This window comes from Nocardia bovistercoris, from assembly GCF_015674855.1.
Lineage (GTDB): Bacteria > Actinomycetota > Actinomycetes > Mycobacteriales > Mycobacteriaceae > Nocardia > Nocardia bovistercoris.
In genome coordinates this window covers 749320-766525 of record NZ_JADMLG010000002.1, presented here as the reverse complement: position 1 = coordinate 766525, position 17206 = coordinate 749320, and the positions used below count along the sequence as shown (strand labels likewise).

Below are 17206 nucleotides of genomic sequence, written 5' to 3'. Positions count from 1 at the left end.
GACCTGTCCTTTCAGAAACCGGAGCCGCAGGGGTGATAATGGCGGGCACTCGGCTCGTCTGAACTCGGCGAAACCGTTCCCGCCGCGACCAAGGCGGCATACAGACCCACGACGACGAAGACGAATGCCGTTGCGACGATCGACAGCGCCCTGAAGCGAGCAGTACCCCTGGCTACCGTCACTACCACGATCACGAGCGATACCAGCGCGACAACCAGTAGTGTCACACCGAGATAATTGAGCAGGGTCGCGGCACTTGGAACATCCACCACCTTTTTGCATCCGGTGGCGAGCAGTTCTTTCTTCCGGTCGTCGAGTAGCCTGTCGGCCACGACGAGCGCGATGAGCGCGCCCGCGATGGCGGCGACCGCTACGCCAACGGCGGAGCGGGTTGAGAGCTTCACCTACCATGTCTCCTTCGGGCGAATGATCCGGACATTCTGTGTGCCGCCGTCTTGATTCGCGAAGCCGACCCGGTCGGTGAGGCTCAGATCCTTGCCGTTCGTCGTGTGCTGGGAATACAGGACATCGCCGTTCGGGAGCACAGCGGTGACCACGGCCGTGTGGTGCGCTTGTCCCGCCGTGTAGTCGCCCACGTTCTGTGTGTGCTCCCAATAGACGAGATCTCCGGGTTTCGCACCGGTGGTACCGACTTCCTGGGCGCCGTTATCGAGAAAAAATTTCTTCTGTTTTTCGGCGTTTATCCAGGTATCGGTATGGCTCAAACCTTGCAGTGATCCTGGGCCGGGTGGATCGAAATTGATCCCGGCTGCTCTGCTTCGGCCCCACCCGTCCGAATCCAACGTCGAACCGCCCTTGTATTCCAGCCCGGCGGAGGCCAAGGTGGTGGAAACGAAGTTGGCGCAGTTGTTGTCGAAGATATCGATCGAGGTGTCGTTGGCGTGTTCTCGCGCGAACTGGACTGCCTTGACCGCGTTGTAGCCGTTGGATCCTTCCAGTTCTTTCTTGACACTGTCGGGCACTCCGTCGAGATCGTGCAACTCCACCGGGACCGCAAGCATAAGATCTTGCTGTCGATCGACTGGCAGCGAGTTCCACCACTGTTTCACGGCCTCGGGTGACTGTCCCTTCGGTAGTGTCTCTCGGATCGCGTCGAGCGCGTCCTCGACTGCCGCTGCCTGCTGCTTGCGTGCCTCATCCAGCAAACTGCTGTCGACACTGATAGCGAGTTTGCGGAGAGCGCCCGCCACTTCCTCGTCGGCCTTGGTGGCGGCGTCGACGGCATCCTTGATCAGGGCGGCACATCGATCCCTGTCATCGACCACCGAATCCGGATCGTGATGATCGGCGGGTATCGAGACCAAATCTCCTGTCACCTGGAGGCCCACCACCACTGCGGCCGAAATAGCCGCGCCTGCTTGTGACTGAGCGATCCGCGCGGCATCTTCCAACGTGTCGAGCGCGGTTACCGCTCCGCGCAGCAGAACACCGATCTCTTCCAGTTTGCCTGTCACCTCGGTGATCCGGCTGCGAACGATATCGCCGAGGTAATCCGGCCATGATTCCTCCAGCCGTTTCGTGCCATTGGCGTGAATCTCGGCCACCGCCTCTTCGCAGTCCTTCGCAGCGGCGAGCAGATCATCCGCAGCTGCTTGCCACTTTCCCGGATCGGCGTGACGGAGTTGCTCGAGATTCACCGAAAACCCGTCCCCAACGCGGGCTTGGACACCCCTCGATCACACCACTGCGACGGCATGCGGCCCCCTCCCCCAGTTACTGATGACAACAGCGAACAGTTTTCGGAGTCTAGCATCCGGTTTCCTTCTCACCTCCGGCACTGACTGTGTCCTGGCGTCGAACCCGGGGCGTTGCTAGCGTTTCGAGTCGATCTGGCGACCGGATTCGTCGAGATAGCATCCACGGTTCTGGTCGTAGTAGACCGGTCGACCTTCCTTGTCGTACCACTGGTTCGTGCCGGGGTCTCGGGTCCAGCCTTCGTATTCGGTGCCTGCGAGATCGTCGGAGAATCGGCCGCCGAAACCGGCGGGAATCGTGCCCTCCGGCGCCGGGCCTGCGGCGCGTTTACGTTCCTCCCATTCCGCGAACATCTGCTCGGTGCGGGCGATTTCCTCCGCGGAGGGTCGCAGGCCCAATTGCTCGGTCTCCTCGGCGGTGTAGAAGATTTTGCCTCCGATTTTCTTCGGCATCGTTCCCTCTCACATCTCGGACATTCGGATGACAACCTTGCCGGTCGCCGGATCGATGGTTTTGCTGTTGACGAAGAAGTTCGTGCCCGATGGGAAAAGGATCTCGTCGGGGGTTCCGTATGCGGTGTAGTCGCGGCCGGTCTTGGATGCGATCTGGAACTCGACGTTGGAGCCGTTCACCAGCAGTTCGTTCGAGCCTTGGGGTCTGGTGCTGGTCGAGGTGAAACCGACCTCGGAATGCGCCTGTCCCGGAACGTATTGGTCGAGTTGCTGCTGGGTGAGGTTGGTGTGTCGGGTTACCGGGCCCTCGTGTGCGGGTAGCTTACTCAGCGCCTCGTTGAACGCGTCGACCTGACGCTGCTGGTCGGGAGTGAGGGTTTCGCCGCGGCGCAGCATTTCGGTCAAAGATCTGCCGCTGCGGTCGCTCGGCCCTTGCAGTAGCGCCCACCGATCCTCGTCGGTCAGTGCCCGTGTGTTGGACGGCACGATTTTCGGTTGTCGGCCGCCGGTGGGTGTGCCGAGCCGATCGCGGAGGTCCTGGGTGGTTTTCCGGCTTTTGGCGATCGCGGCCAGCGAGTTCTCGTCCACGCCTTTGAGCTGCAACGCCTTGCGTATTCGCCATCCCTTCACGGCTTCCTGGATCTTCACCGCCCAGCGGCGGGCGGATTCGACGGCCTTGGCTCCGGCGATCACACCGCCGACACCGGTCAGGCACGACGCGACGACGGTGATCGCCACATTGATCGCGGCCTCGGTGATGATGGCCTCGATGAAGCCTTTGATCTGGTTACGCAGTTCCTGGATCGAATCCCGGTAATCGGTGGAGGATTTGCTGATCGTCACGCAGGAGGTGAGCAGTTCACCGATCGAGTTCTCCAACGTTTTCAGGTCTTCGCGGACCTGGATCACGTCGTCGGACAGCACGTCGGTGAACAGCGTGCCCGCGATGGTGATCTTGTCCTTGGCGTTGGTGTTCTGATAGATCGTGCCGAGTCGATCCCACGCTTCGGCTGCTTTGGCGAGTTTGTCGGTGTTGCCGTCCGGCAGTGGGCAGTTGATGGCGTCGAGGACTTCGACGGCGGTCTCGGCCAGACCGATCCCGGCCCCGCCCGCCGCGGCGGGGACGGCGTAGGGCCCGAACGCTTTGCCTGCCGGATCTTTCGGCCGTTCGGGCTGCGCGGTGCCCTTCAGCGTGGCGTCGGATCGGGCATGGGTGAAACCGAGATCGTTGAGCGCGACGCCATAGGAATACAGCGCGGTGTAGGTGGATTCGAAGAACGTCACGGCCTCGGCGGCGGACTGGTTGTAGGAGGCCGCCCACTTTCGGCCGTCCTCATCGATACCCGCCATCGCCCCGCAACCGGACAGTTCGCTGAATACGTATCGGAAGCTGTCCCACAGCGCGTCCGCCGAATCGAAGCAGAGGGTGGCGGCCTTGTAATAGGAGGTGGGATCAACCGCGACCGTCATATGCCGAGGATCCTTCGGCCCTCGGTGACAGCGTCGGTGTAGCCCGTGTGCGCGGTTTTCACGGCAGCTTCCAACGCCGCGAGACCTTCCCGCATATCGGTCACTCCGGCGACCCATTCGGTGTGTGCCTGGCGATATGCGACCGCCGCTGACCCGGCCCACACGGCTTCGGCTTCCTTGGCTTTCTGCTCGAGTTCGCTCAGCCGCTCGGCGACCGCGTCGGCATAGCCGCGCATTCGGGCGGCGAGATCGTCGAGTTGGTCGAGATCGACCGAGAACGCGGGTGTTTCGGATGTCATGAAGACCGGATTCCGTTCAGGGCAGGTCGAGAGAACTGAGTCCCGTCGCGCGGGTCTGATCGGTGGTAGCCAGGGTTTCAGCTGTGACGCCCAGCTTTTCCGCCAACTCGAACAACGCATCCCATACCTGATCGGCGCCCTCGTGGAACTCCGACCAGCCTGCCGCGAAGGTATCGGAGTTGTTCCCGGACCAACTGTCGATCGTGAACCGGGTATCGGCGACCAGCGTCGAATACCCCGACTTGCATTCCGTCGCGATGGTGTAGGCCAAGCGCCCCAACGCCTGGACTTCCGCTAGCTCGATCGACAACGACGCTTCTGCCACTTGCAGCCCCCTTCGACTTCGGCCCGAGCGCTCAGGCTATCCGACAGACCGTACTCGCGATGATGGCCGGCTCGCCTTGCGCGGCTACCGTGCGCGCCGACCTGTGTCAGCGCTCGGCGAAGGGCGGTGTTTCGGCGCGGCTACTGTCGGGAGGGTGCACGTCGACTTGATGTTCGATTCCTTGGATGGGTTGTCGGTGGGGGATGCGTTGGGGCAGCATTTTCCGATCATGGGTCGGTCGGTTTCCGATCTGCGGACGGTGGATTCGACGGCGGGGCCGTTGGGGTGGACCGATGACACCGAGATGGCTTGCTCGGTGGTCGCCGAACTGTGTGGGCACGGCGGGATCGATCAGGATCGGCTGGCTGTCGCGTTCGCTCGGCGGTTTCAGCCGCATCGTGACTACGGTTTCGCGACGGTCGACACCTTGCGTCGGGTGCGCGACGGTATGCACTGGCGGAAGGCCGCCGCGGCCGCGTTCGGTGACCAGGGATCGTGTGGTAACGGCGCGGCCATGCGGGTCGCGCCGTTAGGCGCCTTCTTCGCCGGTGATCCGGAAAAGATTGTCGTCGAGGCGATCCGGTCGGCGCAGGTGACGCATCTGCATCCGGAAGGGGTGAGCGGGGCGGTCGCGGTGGCTTTGGCGGCTGGTCTCGCCGCGCACGCGCGGGTCACCGGGATTCGGCCTACGCCAGGCGAGTTCATCACCGCGGTCCTGGATCGCCTCGGCGACGGTGAGACCGCCCGACTGATACGCCGCGCTCGCGGAATGCTCAGCGCCTCCGCCGAAGAAGCCGCGGCGGAACTCGGCAACGGGTCGTTGGTCACCGCGCAGAATACGGTGCCGTTCACCATGTGGGTCGCGGCAACGCATCTGGGCGATTTCCCGACCGCGATCCTCACGTGTGTCGCCGCGGACGGAGATATCGACACCACCGGCGCCATTGTCGGCGGTATCGTCGCGGCTCACACCGGTGTCGGTGACCGGTCCGCGCTCGCCGGAATACCTGGCATATGGCTCGCCGCTCGAGAACCGCTGCCTGGCTGGCTCGACCCGACCGGGCGTAATAGACGGCGAAAAAAGCTCAGGTCCGGCCTCCTCCGAAGATGGTTCTAGTACCCGTATTCGAATTTCTTGAGGCTGCATGATGCGTTCGGTGTGTCGATTCAATTCGTTGCAGTGAATGACGTATGAAAATCCGCCGGCAACTCCCGATAGGCTAAACGGCGAGTACGGGATTGGTATATGTGTCTCGTCGGTTGCTCGGCTTGTCCGGAACGATAATCGCCTTCGTAGGATGTGGTGGTCGCCGCCGGATCCGATCCCGGGCGCAGATCGAGTCGATGCCGCGGAAGGTCGATGCCCGATAGTTGGTGTCCGATCGGCTCGCGGCGAGTCCCCGAAGTGGGTAGTAGGAGACCATGCTCGGCGGTGACCGAGGTCCGCCTGCGGGGACTCGGCGCGCAACTCCAGCTCGCGTATATCCATGCGATGACCTGCTCTTTGCATGACTCGTATCGAGTGTGTCGAGATCGCGTGACTCGGAACCGGTGATTTCTTCTCGGGTGACTCGAATTACCAGCCTAGAGGCTTCCGAGTCCGGTGCCTGCCGCAGCGGGTCGGCAAGTCGATAATTACCGGTACGTATCTTGGATATCCGCATTTAGGAACCCTGTTCACGCCGGTAGCGGCAGCCGATCGCCAATTAATTGCCGGTACTAAAAGCGATGCGCTATCGCAGATTTACCGGTGAATTTGCGAGTTCCGGTGATGCGAAGCTAGCATTCCCACGGTTACACAGGCCGAGCACGACCACGACGGCCCGCGCGGCTGAAGTCGGCTGCGGGGAATCGCCCGGTGTCTTCGGCGCATCTGTCGAAATTTCTTGGGGGCAGTTCATGACGGCGGTCGTTGCGGCGCGCACCGAGCCGATGGCCATTTCGGACGGGCATCCGGAGTTCGCGGTTCGCGGTGTCGCGCTGATGGCCCTGATTTCCACGATCGCGCTCACGGCCACGGCCGGGCGCTACGACTTCTTCGGCGACGAACTCTACTTCCTCTCAGCCGGACGGCGGCTCGACTACACCTACGCGGACCAGGGCGTCATCGTGCCGCTCTTCGCCCGGATCGCGGACCTGCTCGCACCGGGATCGGTGACGGCGCTGCGGTTTCCGGCCGTCATCATGGGCGTCGGCGCGATCGTGGTCGCGGCGTTGATCGCCTACGAACTCCGGGGCAGTCGTCGCGTGCAGCTGCTCGCGGCGGGCACCTACGCCACGTCCTACCTGCTGGCCACCCAGGTCGCGTTGAGCACTTTCTCCTTCGACGCCACGCTCACGGCGGTGATCACATGGCTGTTCATCCGTTGGGTTCGTACTCGCCAGGATCGGCTCATCGTGATCGCCGGACTGGTCGCCGCCCTGGATATGCAGGTGAAATGGATGATCCCGCTGGTCTGGGCCTGCCTCGGTCTCGGCGTGATCCTCTGCGGTCCGAGGGAAATGCTGCGCCGCCCGGCGCTGTGGGTGTCGACGGGAATCCTCGCCTCGTCCTTGATCCCGATTCTGTATTGGCAGTCACAACACAATTGGCCGCAGTTGGCCATGGGCGCGATCATCGGCGCGGAGCAGGACGCGACGGGCTACGGTCCGATCGGGTTCCTGCCGCAGTGGCTCGGCTTGGCGGGCTTTCTCGGATCGTTGCTGATCGCGGTCGGGTTCTGGGGTGTGTGCAGGCAGGAGGCGCTGCGCCCGTATCGCTTCATCGCGGTCGCGCTGGTGATCATGACCACGTTCGTCATCATCACCCACGGTCGGCCGTACTATCCGACGGGCTTCTTCCCGGCCATGTTCGCTCTCGGCGCCGTCGCCCTGTGGCGCTACGACCGGAAGCGGTGGATGAACCTGGCGATGATCCCGACCGTCGTGCTCACGGTGCTGACGTTCATCGCCTCGCTCACCGTCCTGCCGCTGCCGCCCGGTTGGCGCACCGTGCCCGAGAACGCCATCGATCTCGGCTTCCGGTCGGCGTTCTGGGGCACCACCAATTGGACGCGGATGGTCGCCGCCGTCGATGCGGGATATGACACCTTGACGCCCGCCGAGAAGGCGCACGCCGTCATCATCGCTCAAGGTTATTGGCAGGCGGGCGCTGTCGAGCAGTTCGGCGGGCAATACGACCTGCCCGCCACCTACAGTCCGAGCCGTGGTTTCGGATTCTTCGGCCCGCCACCGGATTCGGCGACATCGGTGATCTACGTCGGGTTGGACACCGCGGAGCCCGAACTGCGAAACCGTTTCGAGCGGGTGGAGCGGGTGGCGCAGGTCGACGATCCCATGGGGATACCCGGTATCGACCGCATGGTCGCCGTCTGGAAATGTCGAGGGCCGAAGCAGCGCTGGTCCGTCGCGTGGGACTCGATGACCACGCTGTACTTCGACCTCGGCCTCTGGCGCGACCCCAAGGCCACGACTCGACCTACTCGCTGAGCGGAACGAAACGGGGCCAATGGTGTTCGCGCGCTGGGGTGATCTGGTGCATCGGCTGCGGTTCGCCGTGCTCGGCGCCGTGGTCGCCGGACTGCTCGCGTTGGGCGCGTACGGCCTCGGTCTCGGAGAACATCTCAGTGCCGGGGGGCTCGACGATCCGGGGTCGGACTCAACGCGCGCCGCGCAACTGATCGGCGCGGCATTCGCGCAGGGCCACGATGTCGACGTGGTCGTGCTCTACACCGCGCCGCACGGGTCGACCGTCGACGATCCAGAGTTCGGTCGGACGGTCGTCGAGCATCTCGACAGCCTGCCGCGCCGACACCCCGGACAGATCACCGGGATCAACGGCGCCTATTGGCGCACCGAAACCGGCAGGGCGAGCGGATCGCCGTTCGCGACGCCCGACAAGAAGTACGCCGTGGCGACGATCGCCATTCGCGGCGACAACGACAACGAGATGCTCCGCAACTATCGAGAGGTCGAGGGCGCCTTCGACATTCCCGGCGTTGTGGTCCAGGTCGGTGGTCTGCGGCCGGTGGCGGGCACGCTCAACGACACCATGGCCGACGACATCCGGCGCATGGAACTTCTCGCGTTCCCCCTGGTGGCGGTGCTGCTGATCGTCGTCTTCGGTGGCTTGGTCGCCGCCGCGCTGCCGCTCGTCGTCGGCGGGTTGACGATGATCGGGGCGAACGGGATCATCCGATTCGCAGCCGAATACACCGAGATCAATTCCTTTGTGGCACCGGTTATCTCCATGATCGGCCTTGGTTTGGCCATCGACTACGGCCTGTTCGTCGTGAGTCGCTTCCGGGAAGAACTCGCCGAGGGATACGACACCCCGGCGGCGGTGCGGCGCACGGTGCTGACCGCGGGGCGCACGGTGGTGTTCTCGGCGACGATGATCATCGCGAGTGCGGGTGGCATGCTGATCTTCCCGCAGGGGTTCCTGAAATCGATTGCCTACGGTGCTATTTCCGCCGTGTCGTTGGCGGCGTTCACCGCGGTCACGGTCTTGCCCGCGCTGCTGGCCATCCTCGGTCCGCGCGTGGATATGTTGGGCTCGAGGCGATTGCGGAAAACCAGGACGGCGGCGGAGGTCGAGAACAGCTTCTGGGGCAGGACCGCGCGCTGGGTGATGCGGTATCCGCTGCGAGTCGGCGGCACTCTGTGTGTTCTGCTGCTGTTGTTGATCCTGCCCGTGCGGAATCTGGCCTTCGGCGGATACAGCGAGCGATACCTGCCACCGGACAACGAGACTCGCCTCGCGCAGGAGCGGATCGACGAGTTGTTCCCCGTTCGCAGGTCCGACCCGATCGAACTGGTCTTCGTCGCCGCCGACAGCTTCGCGGTCGGGGCCGCGTGGAAGCAGGCGAACGACGCGCCGGGACTGGCGGGGAAATTCGATGTTCCACAGCGATCGACCGCACGACCGGAGATCTACCGGACCAGAGCGCTGCTGACGGACTCCCGCCGGGCGGGCGCCACCATCGAGTACCTGCGCTCGATCCGCAGTCCCGACGGGGTGCGGATGTTCGTCGGCGGGGTGCCCGCTGTTCAGAAGGACAGTCTCGACGGGCTGAAGAAACGCATACCGCTGATGATCGGACTCGTCCTGCTCGTCACGACCCTGCTGATGTTCCTGACCTTCGGCTCGCTGATCCTGCCGATCAAGGCGGCGATAACGAGCGCGCTCGGACTCGGCTCCACCCTCGGCATCCTCACCTGGATCTTCATCGACGGCCACGGCGCCGGGCTGCTGAACTTCACCCCCCAACCCATCCAGGCGAACGTGCTGGTCCTGATCGTCGCCCTCATCTACGGCCTGTCCACCGACTACGAGGTCTTCCTGCTCTCCCGCATGGTCGAAGCACGCGCGAAAGGGGCGTCGACCACCGACGCGATCCGCGTCGGCACCGCGCACACCGGCCGCATCATCACCGCCGCCGCACTGATCCTGCTCGTCGTCACCGGCGCCTTCGCCTTCTCCGATCTGGTGTTGATGCAGTACATCGCCTACGGCATGATCGCCGCGCTGCTCATCGACGCCACCGTGCTGCGCATGCTCGTCGTGCCCGCGACGATGAAACTGCTCGGTGACCGCTGCTGGTGGGCGCCGAACTGGATGAAGAAGATCCAACAGAAGATCGGCTTGGGCGAACTCGTCCTCGACGACGAACGCCCCGGAGTCGTCGAGGTATCGGGACGCTATGTTGTAGGGGCACAACGGTAAGGCGCTGGGGGCGGTGGTCGAAACCACGTCAGCGGACTGGCTTGGCCGCACCCTCGACGAGCGTCAGCGACAAGCCGTCGAACAAGCGCTGGGCAGTGAGATGACGGCCATCAGGGGCCGCCGAGCACGGGGAAGTCAGGCGCGATTCGCAAGCGCGACCGTGAGTTGTTCTCAGATTCCTACGATCTACCGCCGCACGAGCTCTGACTGTGTCGTGCGAATGGATCCGTCGTGGCGGAACTTCTGTCGGCCGTGGGTGTCCGACAGGATGTGTGCAAGGAGTGGGGTTACTGGGCGCGGAGGACGACTATTCCGGGGATGGTTCGGAGGTAGTCGAGGAAAGGGGAGTCGACTACCTTGTTGTTTTCGGTGAGGGAGGAGGCGTTGCGGAGGGCGGGGCCCGTGGGGGTGGTGGTGTAGATGCCCACGTGGGTTACGTCGAGGCCGGGTTGGGGGGTGTAGGCGCCGATGTAGTCGCCGTTGTGGAGTTGGGCGAGGACGTCGGCGTCCACGGATTCGCTGGGGATGTAGGTGATCGCGCGGCGGACTACGGGGAGGCCGGGGAGGTAGGTGCTGCCGTCGGCTTTGGCGTTGAGGTCCTTGGTGATCGTCGACGCTCGGGGGGTGAGGGTCGCGGTGATGTCGGTGGCGTTGGGTTTGGGGGTTCGCGACCAGTCGGTGAAGAAGTGGCGGCGTTGGGTGAATTCGACGCGGCCGTCGGTGTAGCGGGTGCGGATGAGGTTGGCGACGAAATCGTCGCGGGTGGTGGAGTCCGCCAGTGCGGCCGCGTAGTCGAGGTAGGTGAAACAGTCGACGCGGCGGAAGTCGATGACGAGTTGTTCGGGGCGGGAGGCGGAGCCGATGAGCATGTTCGCGCCGTAGGGGGTGCCGAGGAATTTGCGGGAGAGCAGTTCTACGAGGTCGGCTTTGCCGAGGCCGGGGGTGGCGGCGCGCTGGGCGAGGATGTCGTCGATTTCCCGGGCGGTGGTCTCGTCGATGGTGACCGGGTCCGCGGTGGCGGCGGGGCCGGTGAGGGCGAAACAGCCGGTGAGCGCGAGGACGAGGATCAGGAATCGACCGAGGGTGCGCAATATTCCTCCACGGGTTCGGCGGGTTCGGGGTCAAGGCTAGCTGGCGTATGCGAGGTCGGTGGCAGGTCATCGAGGATGGGACGTATCGGACAGCCAGTCGTGAGCGCTCGCGGCGTGCCGAGGGTGACACTCGGTATCGCGCGACGCCGACAGCGTGCAGCTTCGCTGCCGTTTGACGATCATTCACCTGCGCGTAACCATGAATGGCAGTGATGCGGTGCGCCGGGCACGGGGTGCCGACCGGATGCTGCGTGACGGTGAGGGACTTGTGCGGGATCTATCCGATGTGGAACAGGCGCGGGTGTTCTACGACCTGCTGCGCACCGAAGCCGAGACCCTCGATTCCGCGATCCGGGCCATGGGGGTGACCAGTCGCGGCACCCCGCGCGCGACTACGGAGTCGCAGTTGCTGCGTCGTGAACTTCGCGAGGTCCATCGATGTCTGGACAATCTGCGTGTCAGTTTTCCCGAGTTGGGCGCGCCGGAGCGGTGACACGTCCTCGGCTCGGACGTTAGCCAGGTCGGGGGCGCAAACGTGATGTGAGCTATGTCCGGGGGGATGTTCGTCACAGGTTTGAGATCCGGTCGCTGGGTAAGTTCAGTGTTCGTGCGTAATTCGCGGCCACTGGACTTTCCCGGAACCAGGCCAACGTTTTTCGTGCTGTTATCGGGCGCAATCCTCGCGTTGACGCTGTTGTTCACCACCGTGGATCCGTGGCTGGACAAGTCGGGCATCCTCGTCGGCGGGTTGGACGTGCACGTCTATCGCGACGGGGCGTGGCGGATACTGCACGACCGCCCGCTGTACACCGAGCCGACGTTCTACGGCCTGCTCTACACGTATACGCCGTTCTCGGCGCTGGCGTTCCTGCCGATCGAGCGGGTGCCGTGGTCGGCGGTCACCGACACCTGGCTCGCGGTGAATGTGGCGGTGCTGTTCGGGTGTGTGCTGATGAGTTGGCGCATCCTCGGCTATCGCCGCACTCGCTCGCTCGTCGGCGTCAGTGTGCTGCTCACGCTGACCTGCCTGTTTCTGGAGCCGGTGCGGACGACCCTCTACTACGGGCAGATCAATCTCGTCTTGATGTTGTTGGTGCTGTGGGATTCCGCGCGCGGGGAGCGTGCCGTCGGTCGCGGTGTCGGGGTGGGGATCGCGGCGGGCATCAAGTTGGTGCCCGGCTACTTCGTTGTCCAGTTCCTCGCGCTGCGGCAGTGGCGTTCGGCGGCGACGGCGGTCGCGGTGTTCGCCGCGACGGTGGTGGTGAGCTGGGTGGTGTTGCCCGCGGATTCGCGAAAGTATTGGACCTCCACGTTCTTCCAGTCGAGTCGGATCGCCGACGACACCCATCCGGCGAATCAGTCCTTGCGCGGTACGATCGCCCATCTGGTCGGCGGGCCCGCGCCGATGTGGTTGTGGCTGCTGCTGGCGGGCGCGGTGGTGGCGGCGAGTCTGCGCCTGGTGCTCGCGTTGTCGCGCTGTGGTGAGCGGCTGCTCGCGGTGATCCTGACCGGGCTCACCGCGTGTGTGGTTTCGCCGTATTCGTGGGGACATCATTGGGTTTGGTTCGTGCCGCTGCTGGTGTACCTGGTGCATCGCGCGCAGTATCGGCGGCTGTGGTGGGCGGCTGCGGGCGCGCTGTATCTGGCGGCGTGTGCGTGGGCGTATCACTGGAGTGCCACGTGGGTTTCCATCGGCGTGTTCCTGTTGCCGCCGTCGTGGCCGGTGTCGCCGATTCTGACGAACATCTATGTGATCGTCTACTTCGCGCTGATGATCGGGTGCACGGTGCTGGTGCGGCGGATCGAGCGTGGCGTCGACGAATCCGCTGTCGATGTGGGATGCGCGGAAATGGGACTTTCGGTCGAGTCGCCGGACGATGCCGGTGCGAGTCGAGCGCGGAGCACGGTCTCGGTCGACTGAATACGTGGTGCTTACGTAATCAACCGCGATCGTGACCTGTTCTTCGTAGTGGTAATGCGTTCCTGAGAAAACGCACGTGATGGTCTCAGGTTGTTCATCTACTGTTCAGATCAGTAGATGGTCATCGAGGGGTTCGGTGACCGGAGCACCCGAGAGCGAGGCAACGAGGCCATGGCTGACCGTGTTCTTCCTACCGGATCACGACGTTCGCGAAGACGCGCGACCGTACTGACCCTCGGCGCGCTGACCACGGCGCTGCTGGCGGGCGTCGGTACGGCCGAGGCGAATCCCGGTGCACGCAACGGTCATTCGAAGGCAGGTCAGGGCGGTGACTCGACCGGCGCGCATCACACCGACCCGTTCGGCTACCGGCACCGCGATCCGAATCCGTTGCGGCAGCGCGAACATCAGAACGCGCTGCGCGAATACCGCGGCGGACCGAACCAGCCGAAACCGCCGAACAACCACGGGGACAACGGCGGCGCCTCGACATGGACCGGGGTGCCGCGCGCCGACGACTCCGGTTGGACGGTCTGCCGACCGCAGGCGAGCTGGTGCCGGGAGGGACGATGACCGGCCGCGCGATCTTCGCCCGATCGGCGACCGCGGCCGTCCTGGCGGCGGGCGCGGTGATGGTCGGCGCGGCCGAATCCGTCGCCGAACCGCGTCACGGGACCGCTGCCCTTCCGGTGACCTGCCTTTGGGCGGGCGCGCCGTATCCGCGGGGTACGACGGTCGCCGCGGGCGGATCGAATTTCACCTGCGGCGTCGATCACGCCGGGCCGTACTGGTTGCGCGGCCCGGCGGCGGCCGATGCCGTCGCCGCGAATCCCGGCGCCGACGCCGCACCCGAGGGCCGGTTCAGCCCCGGCGCGCGACAGCCGGGGACCAGCTACACCGACTACTGCGTCGGCGCCCAACTGATCCCAGGATCGGACGACATCTACCAGGTCGTCGCACTGTCCGACGGCACGCGACTGTGGAAGGCGGCCGCCCCGATCTCGCAGTGGCGGTTCGCGTCCGAGGACCCGCGTCCCGCGCCGACCTGGCGGACGGACGCACTGTGCGTGGACGGCATGCTGACCTGAGCCGACCTCAACTGGCGCCGACCAGCGGACGTTCGGAGGCGTCGTCGTCGCGAGGTAGGCCCGCGGCGGGCCGGGCGATCTCCAGGTCGCGATGGCGCCTGCGCTGATATGTCCAGTGCAGCAAGCCGATTCCGGCCAGTCCCGCCGACGCGCCCGCGATGCTCAGCTCCCAGCCGGGCGGTCGCCAGCTCAGCACGAGTTCGGCGTCGGAGGTGCCCGCCGGGATGTCGACCGCGAGGAAGGTCTTCGCGACGGTCTTCAGCGGTAATTCCCTGCCGTTCAGTGTGATTCGGTGACCTGGCCAGTTCAGCCTCGACAGCACGACCCACCCGCCCTCGGGTGAGGTGACCCGCGCGGCGGAACCGAAGGTGTTGTTCGCGGTGGAGGTCGCGAGCACGCCGTCGGCGTCGGCGATCATGCCGTCGCGGGTGGAGCGGAGTCCGTCGACGCGCTCGAGCACCCGGATGTAGCGTTCGTGGCCCGGGTAGTCGACCCACTTCCAGCCCGAGGGGGCGGGCTGGTCGCGCACTCCCGGATATTGGGCCGTGTGCAGGACCACCCGGTCGACTTTCATGAGGTCGACGATGGTCCGTCCGGTGATCGCCTCGGTCTCGAAGGCGCGCCGGTAGGCGTCGGGGCAGGTGCTGCCGTCCCACGCCATGCACAGCAGGCCCGCGAACGCGGCGTGCCCGATGGGGGTGTAGCCGTGCACGTATTCGAGTCCGAGGTGCTTGGCGTAGTTGCCGATCGCCAGCGAACCCCACGCGCCGGAGAGTTTCCTGTCCTCGGGCAGCAGCAGTGCGCGGTCGGCGAGTTGCAGTGTGCGGCCGTCGAAGTCGGGGAAGGCGGCCGCCATCGCCGACCGGTTCGTCGGATAGTTGTAGGACAACGGGGTGGTCGGCGCGCTCTGCACCTGCGCGAAGGCGATGGGGAACGTGGCGGCGACGCCGAGTGCGCAGGCCGCCGCGGCGCCCCTGTTGCGCGCCAGCCACACCGCGGCGGCGCCGATCGCGACGACCGCGGCGACGGCGAGCAGATGGCGCAGCACCAATTGCGGTGCGGCCGAGAAGGATCGGATGAACAGCAGGCCGACGAGGGTGGCCGCGGCCAGTGTCCGCCGCCGCGACGAAGCGAAGCTGCCGTGGCGGCTGAGCAGCACGCAGACCAGCACCAGCAGGGCGACGGCGAGCATCGGCAGCACGCGTGCGGGCCAGCGCAGCGGTCCGATCGCGCCGGGCCCGGCCGTCCACATCAGCACGGCGACGGCGAAGAAGGCGATGCCGCTGTATTCGCGGATCGAGTCGGCGGCGGCCCGCCAGGCGATGAAGGCCAGCGCGGGAATCAGGAACCAGGCGATGTAGACCATAGGCAGCGGCTGCACGTGACCCCACCAGGCCGTGAACGCGGGTGTGGTGCTCGGCAGGCTGGCGTTGAGCGATTCCGACCACGGCACGGTCAGGAAGGGGTCGTTGTGGATCTTCGCGTTGCCGCGCCAGGTGACCTGCGAGGACAGGATGCCGGGCAGATTGGCGGCGAGCGCGGCGAGTGCGGCGCAGCTCGCGGCGAGCAGCAGTCGCAGCGACGGATTGGCGCTGCGCTGGTGGAGGTATTCGCCCACGGCGACCGAGAGGATCACCAGTGCGGCCAGTACGGCCGGGAACGCGTACTGCACGGTCAGGGTGAGATAGAGGAAGACGAACAGCGGGATGGGCCCGCCGCGTCCGCGCGCGTAGAGCACCGCAGAGGCCCAGGCGTTGACCAGCCAGGCGGTCGCGGTGTGCGAGGTCATCCAGCTGGCCTGGTCGAAGAACAGGAACCAGCCGCTGAGCGGGAAGGCGACACCGGCCAGCGCCGACCATGGCGCCTTGGCGCCGTAGGCGAGGCAGATCCGGTACACCCCGATGCCCGCGATGATCGAGAAGACCAGTTTCACCAGGGTCGCGTACAGCGCGATGTTGTCCATCGACGGCGCGAGGAAGTGCACCAGTAGTTGCGGCGGGTTGTAGAGGCCCGCCTCCTCGAGGGAGTAGTTGCCCGCCATCCATTCCCACGGGACCAGGGCCGGGAATCGTCCTTCGCGCAGTTCGGTGCCGAGCATCACCCACATGGGCGCGTATTGCGCCTCGGTGTCGTCGGTGTAGAAGTGGCGCGGGTCGGCCAGCAGTACCGCGGCGTAGCCCGCGATCACGCCGAGCGCGGTCACCGCCCCCCAGATCGATCTCGTTCGACGCGATTCCAGCGTCGCGCTTGTGCTCACGAGGGCGGGATCGTATGCGAACCGGGTAAACAGGACAAGACAGGCACTCACCCCGATTCCAGACCTGCCGATCCGGGTTTCGGGGCAATGGTGCGGCTACCGAGAAGTGCCGGTTGCACCAGCGGTTATTGTGTGCAATTGAATTGCCCGCTACCGTTTGAGGAGGAGGTGTGACGATGACAGCCGAGGAAATGCCGTCAGCCGAGGAATTGCGACTCGACAACCAGGTGTGTTTCGCGCTGTACGCGGCCTCGCGCGCCGTCACCCGACTCTATCGCCCCTTACTCGACGAACTCGGCCTCACCTACCCGCAGTACCTGGTGATGCTGGTGCTCTGGGAACACGGCCCGGTGTCGGTGAAGGATCTCGGCGCCGCGCTCGAACTCGACTCGGGCACGCTGTCCCCGCTGCTCAAACGGCTGGAAGCCAACGGTCTGCTGACCCGAGGCCGCGCCGCCGAGGACGAACGTTCGGTGCGGGTCGGACTCACCGCGGCCGGGGCCGCGCTGCGTGATCGCGCGCGGGGCATCCCCCGGCAGTTGGCCTGCGCGATCGGCTGGGATACCGAGGAGCTGACCGAGTTCCGTGCGCGTCTGCGCGCGTTCGCGGCGGTCGTCGATCAGCAGGAGCTCACCCCCGACGGGCCGGTCACCCGTCGCTGAGCGCAGGCGGCAGCCGAATCGCTATGGTGTGGATCGGATTTCGTCGGCCAGTCGGGTTCGTCGCGTCCGAAACCCTGGGGACCGCGCCGAATTCGCCGGTCCGGCGGCCGATGGGCGCGAATGTCGCACGAGCGGGGTTCGCGCGCGGAATCCGGTCGGCCGTGACGGCATTCGTCGATGGCCGTAGAGTCGGACGCGGC

16 protein-coding genes are annotated in these 17206 nt (G+C 65.4%); 8 read left to right on the top strand and 8 right to left on the bottom strand.

Translation table 11 applies throughout. From position 1 onward, the window contains the following. Positions 1–11: 11 nt before the first annotated feature. The 6 genes from IT779_RS07545 to IT779_RS07520 all read right to left on the bottom strand — a co-directional run bounded on the left by IT779_RS07545 (position 12) and on the right by IT779_RS07520 (position 4262). Positions 12–404 carry a hypothetical protein gene (locus tag IT779_RS07545; protein WP_196148404.1) on the bottom strand — a complete coding sequence of 131 codons (393 nt, stop codon included), beginning with the start codon at positions 402–404 and terminating at the stop codon, positions 12–14. Beyond that, positions 405–1658: an amidase domain-containing protein gene (locus tag IT779_RS38715; RefSeq protein ID WP_196148403.1), complete on the bottom strand. Its 1254-nt coding sequence runs from the start codon at positions 1656–1658 to the stop codon at positions 405–407. 174 nt (positions 1659–1832) lie between these two features. Then, the gene (locus IT779_RS07535) at positions 1833–2168 is read right to left on the bottom strand and encodes a hypothetical protein (protein ID WP_196148402.1); all 336 of its coding nucleotides are present in this window, start codon (positions 2166–2168) and stop codon (positions 1833–1835) included. Positions 2169–2177: 9 nt separating this feature from the next. Further along, a complete protein-coding gene (locus tag IT779_RS07530; protein WP_196148401.1) occupies positions 2178–3638 on the bottom strand; it encodes a WXG100-like domain-containing protein in 1461 nt (486 codons plus the stop codon). Then, positions 3635–3937, bottom strand: a complete 303-nt coding sequence (locus tag IT779_RS07525; protein ID WP_196148400.1) for a WXG100 family type VII secretion target — start codon at positions 3935–3937, stop codon at positions 3635–3637. Before IT779_RS07525 ends, IT779_RS07530 begins: the two co-directional genes overlap by 4 nt. A 16-nt stretch (positions 3938–3953) precedes the next feature. Beyond that, complete coding sequence (locus IT779_RS07520) at positions 3954–4262, bottom strand: WXG100 family type VII secretion target (RefSeq protein WP_196148399.1); 309 nt, start codon at positions 4260–4262, stop codon at positions 3954–3956. Between the two features lie 169 nt (positions 4263–4431). On the opposite strand from IT779_RS07520, the gene IT779_RS07515 reads away from it, so the two are divergent. The 3 genes from IT779_RS07515 (at position 4432) to IT779_RS07505 (ending at position 9987) form a co-directional block, all read left to right on the top strand. Beyond that, a complete protein-coding gene (locus tag IT779_RS07515) occupies positions 4432–5379 on the top strand; it encodes an ADP-ribosylglycohydrolase family protein (protein WP_196148580.1) in 948 nt (315 codons plus the stop codon). Positions 5380–6161: 782 nt separating this feature from the next. Beyond that, positions 6162–7751 (top strand): ArnT family glycosyltransferase, encoded by a 1590-nt coding sequence (locus tag IT779_RS07510; protein ID WP_196148398.1) that lies wholly within the window; start codon positions 6162–6164, stop codon positions 7749–7751. 22 nt (positions 7752–7773) lie between these two features. Continuing rightward, positions 7774–9987, top strand: coding sequence for an MMPL family transporter (locus IT779_RS07505; protein WP_196148579.1), 2214 nt, complete (start codon positions 7774–7776; stop codon positions 9985–9987). A 287-nt stretch (positions 9988–10274) separates the two neighbouring features. On the opposite strand, the gene IT779_RS07500 is transcribed toward IT779_RS07505, so the two are convergent. After that, positions 10275–11078 (bottom strand): DUF1460 domain-containing protein, encoded by an 804-nt coding sequence (locus IT779_RS07500; RefSeq protein ID WP_196148397.1) that lies wholly within the window; start codon positions 11076–11078, stop codon positions 10275–10277. A gap of 244 nt (positions 11079–11322) precedes the next feature. Here IT779_RS07500 and IT779_RS07495 point away from each other — a divergent pair, with 244 nt between their 5' ends. From IT779_RS07495 to IT779_RS07480, 4 genes are all read left to right on the top strand, one after another. Further along, on the top strand, positions 11323–11571 hold the full coding sequence (locus IT779_RS07495) for a hypothetical protein (protein ID WP_232541479.1): 249 nt from the start codon (positions 11323–11325) through the stop codon (positions 11569–11571). A gap of 165 nt (positions 11572–11736) precedes the next feature. Further along, complete coding sequence (locus tag IT779_RS07490; RefSeq protein WP_332838701.1) at positions 11737–12999, top strand: glycosyltransferase 87 family protein; 1263 nt, start codon at positions 11737–11739, stop codon at positions 12997–12999. Between the two features lie 171 nt (positions 13000–13170). Beyond that, on the top strand, positions 13171–13572 hold the full coding sequence (locus IT779_RS07485) for a hypothetical protein (RefSeq protein WP_196148395.1): 402 nt from the start codon (positions 13171–13173) through the stop codon (positions 13570–13572). Further along, on the top strand, positions 13569–14087 hold the full coding sequence (locus IT779_RS07480) for a hypothetical protein (RefSeq protein ID WP_196148394.1): 519 nt from the start codon (positions 13569–13571) through the stop codon (positions 14085–14087). The genes IT779_RS07485 and IT779_RS07480 overlap by 4 nt, the downstream gene beginning before the upstream one ends. Positions 14088–14094: 7 nt before the next feature. On the opposite strand, the gene IT779_RS07475 is transcribed toward IT779_RS07480, so the two are convergent. Continuing rightward, positions 14095–16344, bottom strand: coding sequence for a hypothetical protein (locus IT779_RS07475; protein WP_332838700.1), 2250 nt, complete (start codon positions 16342–16344; stop codon positions 14095–14097). Between the two features lie 176 nt (positions 16345–16520). Between IT779_RS07475 and IT779_RS07470 the strand changes: the two genes are divergently transcribed. After that, complete coding sequence (locus tag IT779_RS07470) at positions 16521–17006, top strand: MarR family winged helix-turn-helix transcriptional regulator (RefSeq protein WP_232541478.1); 486 nt, start codon at positions 16521–16523, stop codon at positions 17004–17006. The last annotated feature ends 200 nt before the right edge of the window (positions 17007–17206 follow it).